The 8,454-nt window shown below is 56.1% G+C and carries 8 protein-coding genes; 4 read left to right on the top strand and 4 right to left on the bottom strand.

All coding sequences use genetic code 11. The annotated features are described in order from the left end of the window. Positions 1–252 precede the first annotated feature (252 nt). Positions 253–939 (top strand): TetR/AcrR family transcriptional regulator, encoded by a 687-nt coding sequence (locus AC0AP0_RS06260; protein WP_490429746.1) that lies wholly within the window; start codon positions 253–255, stop codon positions 937–939. Then, positions 936–2,213, top strand: a complete 1,278-nt coding sequence (locus AC0AP0_RS06255; RefSeq protein WP_490429745.1) for an MFS transporter — start codon at positions 936–938, stop codon at positions 2,211–2,213. The genes AC0AP0_RS06260 and AC0AP0_RS06255 overlap by 4 nt, the downstream gene beginning before the upstream one ends. A gap of 116 nt (positions 2,214–2,329) precedes the next feature. Here the strand turns inward: AC0AP0_RS06255 and AC0AP0_RS06250 are convergent, their stop codons facing one another. The 4 genes from AC0AP0_RS06250 to AC0AP0_RS06235 form a co-directional block, all read right to left on the bottom strand. After that, complete coding sequence (locus AC0AP0_RS06250) at positions 2,330–2,902, bottom strand: NAD(P)H-dependent oxidoreductase (protein ID WP_198229278.1); 573 nt, start codon at positions 2,900–2,902, stop codon at positions 2,330–2,332. Between the two features lie 143 nt (positions 2,903–3,045). Then, positions 3,046–4,383 carry an ABC transporter permease gene (locus tag AC0AP0_RS06245; protein ID WP_198229277.1) on the bottom strand — a complete coding sequence of 446 codons (1,338 nt, stop codon included), beginning with the start codon at positions 4,381–4,383 and terminating at the stop codon, positions 3,046–3,048. Beyond that, entirely contained in the window at positions 4,370–5,563 is a 1,194-nt protein-coding gene (locus AC0AP0_RS06240) for an ABC transporter permease (RefSeq protein ID WP_490429744.1), read from the bottom strand. Before AC0AP0_RS06240 ends, AC0AP0_RS06245 begins: the two co-directional genes overlap by 14 nt. A 41-nt stretch (positions 5,564–5,604) precedes the next feature. Further along, complete coding sequence (locus AC0AP0_RS06235; RefSeq protein WP_261252618.1) at positions 5,605–6,561, bottom strand: ABC transporter ATP-binding protein; 957 nt, start codon at positions 6,559–6,561, stop codon at positions 5,605–5,607. Positions 6,562–6,740: 179 nt separating this feature from the next. Between AC0AP0_RS06235 and AC0AP0_RS06230 the strand changes: the two genes are divergently transcribed. Together AC0AP0_RS06230 and AC0AP0_RS06225 are read left to right on the top strand one after the other, a co-directional pair. Further along, positions 6,741–8,003 carry a sensor histidine kinase gene (locus AC0AP0_RS06230; RefSeq protein ID WP_490429743.1) on the top strand — a complete coding sequence of 421 codons (1,263 nt, stop codon included), beginning with the start codon at positions 6,741–6,743 and terminating at the stop codon, positions 8,001–8,003. Next, on the top strand, positions 8,000–8,454 hold a 455-nt coding region (locus AC0AP0_RS06225), incomplete at its 3' end, for a response regulator (RefSeq protein ID WP_490429742.1). The genes AC0AP0_RS06230 and AC0AP0_RS06225, both read left to right, overlap by 4 nt.

Raw genomic sequence — 8,454 nt, 5'->3', positions numbered from 1 at the left:
CTCTCCAATGCTTCACCGTGCCAAGCACGAACGACCTTGCGGCCGCCGACCCATTGATGGGCTGAGACTCCAGATAGATTCACGCACAAATGCGCAAACCAAGTGTTTATTAAACCACATGTGCCCGACCTGCCAGAGGAGAGTGTTGTGATATATTCATACCAACGGTCGGTATGAAATTGAGGCAAGAATGGCAGCCTCACCAACCAATCGACGACGGCTCATCATCGTCGACCTGAGAGGAAAACGACCATGGCCCGCAACGCACACCCTGAGCTGACGCAGGAACGAATCATCAAAGCCGCAACCGGGCTCTTCACCAGCCGGGGCTACGACAAAACCAGCATGCAGGACATCATCGATGCGACCGGAGGCTTGAGCAAGGGAGCCGTCTACCATCACTTCCAGTCCAAGGAAGACCTCTTTGATGCTGTGGCCGATAGGTTGATGAGGACCATGAGCGAGACAACCAACAAGACCCGACCCCGGACGGAACAAGGCACGGCATTGGAGCAGCTGCAGTCGCTCTTCTCCCCCGGGCGAGCGCAAAAGAGACTGGAGGCCGCGGAGCTGATGTTCCGCAAATTCAATCCAAAGGCTAATCCCAAGATGATCGGCATGGAATTCACCGCCATGGTGGACGAGCGGGACGACTTTGTCGATCTCTTGAAACAAGGCAATCAGGACGGCTCACTGCACGTGGACCACGTCAAACAAGCCGCGGAGATTCTCCGCTTGCTGGCCAACATGTGGCTGCTGCCTTTCTTTCGCCGTGGTACGCAGGCTGAACTACGCACCAGAGCCGCCTGTTTCTTCACGATCATGCAAAGCTTGGGTATCCCCCTGCAAGACCAGGGATTCTCCGACTCGCTGGCATCCTTCGGTACCGACACCAAAGGCAACAACAAGGCAAAGACTGAAAGCGAAGGCGGTATATGAACCCGCCCGCTAGCGACCAAACCTCAAACATGGACCACTCCAAGGGCAAGGGACTGCTGACACTGCCATTCATTGCTCTTCTGACGACTGAGATCCTCTCCAATCTAGGGCAAACATGCTTGGTCTTCGCCCTCCCGCTTCACCTGCTCAACATCTCAGGATCGGCATCACTTTATGGCATGGCATCTGCTCTGGCAGTCCTTCCATCCATTCTCCTGACCCCCCTGGGCGGAGCTCTGGCCGACCGGTTGCACAAGCAGTCCACCATGGCAGTCCTGGACGTTCTGTCGGCATTGACAGCACTCTTGTACATCCTGATCAGCCGCAAGATCGACCCGGTTTTTTTGACCGTGGCCTGCATGATGCTGGTCAATGCCTATAGGGCCTGTTACAGCCCAACGGTGCAAGCAGCCCTCCACTGCCTGGTAGACAGAAAAGACCTAACCCGCGCATCAGCCATGGTTTCCCAGGCGATCTCCCTCGTAGGAATGATCGGACCAGTATTGGCCGGCATGGTCATGGGCTTCTTCGGAATCATGCAAGTAGTCGGGGTTGCCGCCTTGGTCTGTCTTCTTTCTGCCGTCTGGATCAGAATTGCCGTCAGGATTCCTGAACCAGCACAGGGCACCTCCCAAGGTCCGAGAGCACTGGTGAGCCATCTGGTCGCGGACACCAAAGCTGCTGCACAATTTCTGGTCAGGCATGGCAACCTCAAAGTGGTCATAGGACTCAGTCTGGCGGCCAACTTGATCTTTGCCTCCTACGTCAACGTGGCACTACCGTATATGGTCACTCGTACGCTGGGTCTGAACAATGCCATGCAGGGGCTGGCCGAAGGAATACTGGCCTGCGGGAGCCTGCTTGGAGCCATCTTGGTGTCCATCCGCCCAACCTGGTTCTATCTGCAACGGATACCCATGCTGCTTTCGGGCAGCGCCCTGGTCCTCCTGCCCATTGCCGCAGGGCTGCTTCTGCATTTGCCTACTCATGTCCTCTTCGCCCTGGTCACCGGGTGCATGGCTCTGGCTGCGGGAGTGGTGCAGACGGTCAACATCACCTCCCTTTCCTATGAGCAGATTCATACCCCTGTAGGGCTGATAGGCAAGGTGATAGGACTGACCAACAGCCTATGCATGTGCGCGATTCCACTGGGGCAGGCCGCCTTCGGCCCGCTGATCGACCACTGCCCCATGACCCTGATCATCGCTGGGGTGGTCACGGTGACACTGCTGACATGTGTGATTGCCAGGCTTGCCATGAATCCGGACGAATAAATGGCATGGCATATGCCCTTTTTTGAATGCCGCGCCGGCGCTTTTCGACATTGACGACCAAAGGTCCATTACTTAGCGACGTAGACACATAAGCATCTCAATAAGGCTGACAGGCCTTACTTTGTTGAGGGTACTGTCTTGCAAATCTTCTGAGTGAAGGCTTCGCGGCGTTCAGGTGTATCAACCTTCGAGTCTATGCGGCCCAGAATGCTGGCCCCGGTGAATTTGATACCGCAGAATTTCAGGATGGAGTACTTCCATCGGGTCACGGTTGAGCCATACATCTTGGAGACGAAGGCCGGCCCATGGCTGCTGCTGATAATTTGCGCCGTCTTGCCTCTGAGCAGCCCCTCCGATTTAAGGCTGCTTTCATACCGGTATGCAAATTGTGGCGTGAGTACCCTATCTAACCAGCCCTTGAGGATGGCCGGTTCACCTGCCCACCAAATGGGGAAGACAAAGACCAGATGATCGGCTCGGGCGACCATGCTTTGATAACGCTTAGGTGCTGATTCGTCTTCCATGTGCTTGACATAGCCGTAGCGAAGCACCGGGTCGAAGTCTTCCTGGCTGAGGTCGATCATTTCGACCGTGTGGCCTTTACGCCGGGCAGCTTGTGCATAAGCCTGGGCGTTGGTACGGCTGAAACTACCTTCATAGGGTGATCCTTGAATAACGAGTATGTTCATATCGTTTACTTCTTCAGTTATGCTGCATCTGGCTTAGGCGCTATCGAAAACCTCTGCCGACTCTATTATCTAGAATAATTTAATATTTGGTAGATTATCATAAGCAAAACTGTTGACAGAAAGATGATATGAATGCAGGAAAACTACCCGATCATACTGGGGTCGGAACTGACAGGAGCGACCAGGGTGGCGCGGGTGCGGGTGAGGCGTGAGACCATGAGACCGACACAGGCATAGGCCAGAGCGAACAGGGCAACCACGATCAGCGGAAGACCCCAAGAGGTCAGACCTGCTGCACGTGAATCCATGATTGATTGGACAGCGGTGTTGTACCACCAGCCAGGAGTCAATTTGCCGATGGTCTGCATGACCGGAGGCAGGGGGCCTCCCGAACTTGACCCGGAGGTGAACATAACCACCAAGCCGAAGATGACCCCTACCGAGTTTATGAGAGAAGAGGAAGGATTGAACTGAGCAAGCATGAATCCAAAGGAGGCCGCCGACACAGCAAATATCAGCATGACGAAAAAGCTCAGCAGCACCCTCCCCCAGCCAAGCGAAGCCAAAGACACCCCTGACGTCGCCATGCTGAAGGCGACGAGTGCCACGTAATATATCCAGGAGAAGCCTGCCAGGATGAGGGCTGCCGTGAGCTCCTGTCCGTTCAGGCTGCTTGAACGCATTGGAGAGGCAAGCAGGCGTCGATGTCGGTCCGGAGAGCTGAAGGCTCCGAAAAGCGTCGCAACACAGACCGTCAGCGCTGTCATCAAGGGAAAGGCAGCCAGGCCGACGGTGGTGGCGAAACCTTCCAAGAGGGCGCCATGGTCATCATCCTTTGGGCTGGTATGGATGCCCACATGTGGCTGGTTGCTGGCATAGTGCGATACTGCATAGGCAGCCGCATCCTTGATCGCAGCAGACGAATGCAGCTCCATGGGACCGTTTTGGCCCAGATCTGGCAGCAGAGCAGTACGAAGAGCATCGAAATAACTGTCCACCTGCAGTTGTGCCAAACTGCCGCGGCTGGAATTATAGGAGGCAGCTGTTTCAACTTTAGGGAAACCAGGGGCTTTGCTACCGCTGTGAGCTTGAGCAGCAGTATTTTCAAGCGCATCAAGAAAGCGTTGGCCATATCCCGCTGGAATGATGACGGTCAAATCGCTTTTGCCGGATACGTTGGCATCCTGCAGGGCCTGGGGTCTATCTTCGACTGTCACCAGTTGGGCCGACTTGCCCAGATACCGCTCCAGACCTTGGCCCAGCTCACAACCAACCTGGTTGCCGTGGTCCCTGTTAATAACGACTATTTTCGCCTTCGCGGGTTCAAAGCGACCAACCGAGCTTGAGGCATTGGCACGTACCGCGGCCTGCATGTTCGTGGAACCGATGACAATCATGATCAGGCTCATGCCCACCAGATACAAGAGGAGGTAGAACTTATGCGCCCAGATGACGCGCAGTGCTGTTTTACAAGTATTCATAACGTTGTTTCCTTAGGAACAGACCACAAATGGCTAGGAAGACGGCGGCCATGATAGCCAGGATGCCGCAGGTGCGGGCAAAGGGTTCCAGGCTGTCGTAATAGACGATGTCGTAGAAGAGGTTGGAGACCTGCTTGACCGGGTTGATCAGGTGGAGGATTGGAGCATGCTCCTGGATGGCGTTATTAAGGTCCATAGCCAGGCTGCCGTAGAGGCCGATAAAGGCACTCAGCGTACAGTCGATGCCTATGACCAAACCAACCTTCGTTTCGGTGGAAAGTTTAGGGATCGCTCCCATCATAGAGCCGAAAGCGGTAGCCATAAAGGTGCCCACGGCGATGGCTACGAAAGCTATCGGGTCACGACCACCGGTTTGTACGCCGCAGACTGTGCGGACGAAGATGTAGGCAACCAGAAGGCTGACTGCGGAGAAGAGCCAGGAGGCCAGGAAGGCGCCCGCTGCCTGCCGCCACTTGGAGCTGGGAGAACTGGCCCGTCGGGCTCCCAGGGCTGAAAGGTTGGGCTGAGTCCTGGCAATCATCTCTGCTGCGGTGCTGGCGCCGATAAGGCAGGCCATAGCGAGCACTGCAAAGAAGTAAGGTGCGGTCATCGAAGGATTGATATGGGTCAGACGGATTTGCTTAGTGTAGGTCTGTTGGTCGGAATGCAGCAGTATTTGAGTATTTGGCAAGGCCAAGGTTGAGCTTGCCGAGTTAGCCTGATTGAAGCTGACTAGCGAGGCGGAGAGAATAGAGACCGTTATGCCTTCTGAGGCAGTTGAGTCGGTTTGGATGTTGGCGGCTTCACGATCGGACAGGACCATGTTGACCCGTCCGTCAGAACCAGCGTACAGGTAGCCGATGTCCTTCTGACTATCCAGACGTGTGTCTGCTTCGGCCCTGGAAGCCACTGTCGTCGGGATAAGCAGCTGAGTGTCATCGGACCCGGCCTTGGGTTTCTTCGATAGTGATGAAACCAATTCGTCAGCACCCAGGCTGGCTTTCCAGTTGGCGTCAGAGACAATGGCGAAATGTTGCGCCTCGGCAGTGTAACCGTCTTGTAGGTTGCCCATGATGCCCAGCATCAGAGCGGCCAATATGACTGGAAAGGCCAGTACCCAGAAGAGGGAGGAGGTATTGCGTATCGAGGTCTTGACGTTGATCAGGAATGAGTTCCACATAGATATGTACTCCTTACGGCAATTGAGCCTAGGGACCGCGCTCAGTCGCGTAGTTCCTTGCCGGTCAGTTCCAGAAACACGTCGTTCAGGGATGGCGGACGGCTGGTCAGGTGGCCGTAGCTGGTCTGGGTGGATTCCAGGACCGTCAGCACATCCTGCAAGTTGTGCTCGCCCTGCCGGCAGTGGATAACCAATTCCTTGCCGTCATAATCGACGGACTGGGCCAGAGGCAGAGCACGGATCTTGGCCAGTGTAGACTCCTTCAAATCCAGTGTCTCGACAGTGACCTGCTCGCCGGCCTGGACCATGCCCTTGAGCTCCTCAGCAGTGCCTAGGGCAATCTGTCGGCCGTGGTCCATGATCATGATGCGCGTGCAAATCTGCTCCACCTCCTCCATGTAATGGCTGGTGTAAACTACGGTGGCCCCCTGGGCGTTCAGCCGCTCGATACCTTCCAGGATGGCGTTGCGGCTCTGGGGATCCACGGCGACGGTGGGCTCGTCAAAGAAGATGAGGTCGGGCTGATGGGCGATGCCACAGGCGATGTTGAGCCTGCGCAACAGACCGCCCGACAGCTTGCCGGGGCGGAACCTGCGGAAGTCACCCAGCCCCACGAAGTCAATAGCCTGCTCAACCAGATCCTTGCGGTCGGCCTTCTTGGGCACATAGAGGGAGCAAAAATAGTCGATGTTCTCCTGCACGTTCAGTTCGTTGAAAACAGCCACATTCTGTGGAACCACGCCGATATGACTTTTGAGGTCATAGGAGTTCGGGGTCATCTCCTGCCCGAATATCCGAACCGTCCCCGATTCAAAGCTGAGCAGGGCCAGTATGCAGTTGATGGCGGTTGACTTGCCTGAACCATTGGGACCAAGCAGTCCGAAAACTTCGCCTCGATTGACTTCCATGTCGAAGTGGTCCAAGGCCACCATGTCACCGTAGCGCTTCACCAATGCATTGACCTTCAAGGCCGGCTCTTGCTCACGTGAACTGTTCATGATTCCATCATCCCAGCTACAACTGGCCCAACACCATGACAGCCGTCATCAATGTTGTGGATGCTCAAATCAGACCAATGACATTTGTCATGGGTAGTCCTGCCTTCGGATAGGCTCAGGAACGGGTAGCCCGCCAATTACTATTTGAGACAATAGGGCAACAGGGCGAGGAGACATTCATGGGCAGGATAGCTGGCTGGCTGGTCCTGCTTGGTCTGGGGACCTTATGCGGATCATGGTATGGTTCAGAGATTTCAGGAATCCTGATCGCAGGCCTCTTGGCCTCAGTAGCCGCAGGAGCCCTGTGCGAATGGCTGTTGCCAGCGCCGGGTTCCATGTGGGGTGGCGCTCTGGTGTCGCTTTTGGCAACGTTTATACCATACTGGCTTTTCTTCTTGCCAGCGCTGGCTTTTGAGGCGGGGGTCGGACTCGGAAGCATGGTCCCGGCTACCGGGTCAGTCGGTATGAAGGTCCCCCAGACCAAGGACTCTGGGCTGGTCTGGCCCAGGCTGCTCTTAGCCTTGCTGCCGGCATTCTTTTGGCTGATACCTGGCATGGCCGACCTCATACAGTTCAGAGGCCTCCCCCAACGCTATGCCCTGCTGGCTTTATTGACCTCAGCACTGGCGCAAGGCGGCGGACTGACGTGCGCGCACTTGGCCGTAGCCAAGGGTCGTGTATGGCAGATTGAAGACACCGAGCGCTACAGGATCCGCCAACTGCATGGCCGCATCAGCGACCTGGACGAGGAGAGGGCCCAAGCAACACGGATGGCGCACTTATCCGAGCGGACCCGGATTGCCCGAGATATTCATGACAATGTAGGCCACCTACTCACTCGAGCCATCATGCAGACCCAGGCTGGCCGGGTGGTTGCTCAGAGCAAAGGCGATCAGAGTACCGAACAAGTCTTTGATAGTGTCGGAAAGACTTTAGACGAAGCAATGACCACAATTCGTCGTTCGGTGCATGACTTGGAGGATGAGGGCACCGACTTCGCATCCCAGATGGAGGATGCCAGCTCCGAGGCTTCTATGGGGCGGCTACAGGTCGATCTGAACAACGGCATTAAGACAGCGCCTGCACCGGTGTGCCGTTGCCTGGCCAGCATTGTTCGTGAGGCCCTTACCAATACGGTCCGCCACTCTTCGGCCAAGTCGGCACAGGTCATTCTGCGCGACCTGCCGGCCTTCTGGCAGATGGTGGTTCAAGACGACGGCGGAATTCAGCACTCGCAACCTGACAGCTCGCGTCATAAGAAACCAGAGCTCCAGCGCGGCATGGGGCTGGCCGATATAGAGGCCAGGGCCAGAGCCCTGGGCGGCACAACCAACAGCGGACCCAACCGAAAAGGATGGAAGGTCTTCGTATCCTTGCCAAAGGAGCCCTGGTTCAACCGCAGTGCAACTGAGCACGTAGAGGATAGGAAGGTAATGGCATGAAAGTCGCTATCGCTGATGACGATCCGATCGTCTGCTCGTCCCTGTCAACAATTTTGACGGCAACCGGCGCTGCAGACGTGCTCTGGACTGCCAATGACGGTCAGTCAACCCTGGATTGTTACCAGGCAGCTGATGGGAGGCCTGACGTGCTGCTGCTTGATGTGCAGATGCCTGGCATGGATGGCCTGGAGGCGGCGGAGCGCATCATCGCCATGGATTCGACTGCACGAGTGCTCTTTCTAACCACCTTTGCTGACAAGGAGTATATTTCCCGCGCCCTGGCCTTGGGTGCCAAGGGCTATGTCATCAAGCAGGACGTGGCTTCAGTGGTGCCGGCCCTGCAAGCCGTCATGGCGGGACAGACGGTTCTTGGAGCTGAAGCAGTGGCTAATCTGTCACTCGGCAAGCAAGAGGAGCAGACGCAAAAAGATCCAGCCGACCCTCGCCCCAG

The sequence above is a fragment of the Bifidobacterium sp. POST2/T3 (B1) genome, from assembly GCF_058197115.1.
The sequence above is the reverse complement of the archived record's forward strand: the minus strand, read 5'-3'. Positions and strand labels throughout refer to the sequence as shown.

What these genes read in the sequence shown, in the direction of transcription:
- AC0AP0_RS06260 (WP_490429746.1), top strand. Translation starts at nt 253, where the DNA reads ATGGCCCGCAACGCACACCCTGAGCTGACGCAGGAACGAATCATCAAA.
- AC0AP0_RS06255 (WP_490429745.1), top strand. Translation starts at nt 936, where the DNA reads ATGAACCCGCCCGCTAGCGACCAAACCTCAAACATGGACCACTCCAAG.
- AC0AP0_RS06250 (WP_198229278.1), bottom strand. Translation starts at nt 2,902, where the DNA reads ATGAACATACTCGTTATTCAAGGATCACCCTATGAAGGTAGTTTCAGC.
- AC0AP0_RS06245 (WP_198229277.1), bottom strand. Translation starts at nt 4,383, where the DNA reads ATGAATACTTGTAAAACAGCACTGCGCGTCATCTGGGCGCATAAGTTC.
- AC0AP0_RS06240 (WP_490429744.1), bottom strand. Translation starts at nt 5,563, where the DNA reads ATGTGGAACTCATTCCTGATCAACGTCAAGACCTCGATACGCAATACC.
- AC0AP0_RS06235 (WP_261252618.1), bottom strand. Translation starts at nt 6,561, where the DNA reads ATGAACAGTTCACGTGAGCAAGAGCCGGCCTTGAAGGTCAATGCATTG.
- AC0AP0_RS06230 (WP_490429743.1), top strand. Translation starts at nt 6,741, where the DNA reads ATGGGCAGGATAGCTGGCTGGCTGGTCCTGCTTGGTCTGGGGACCTTA.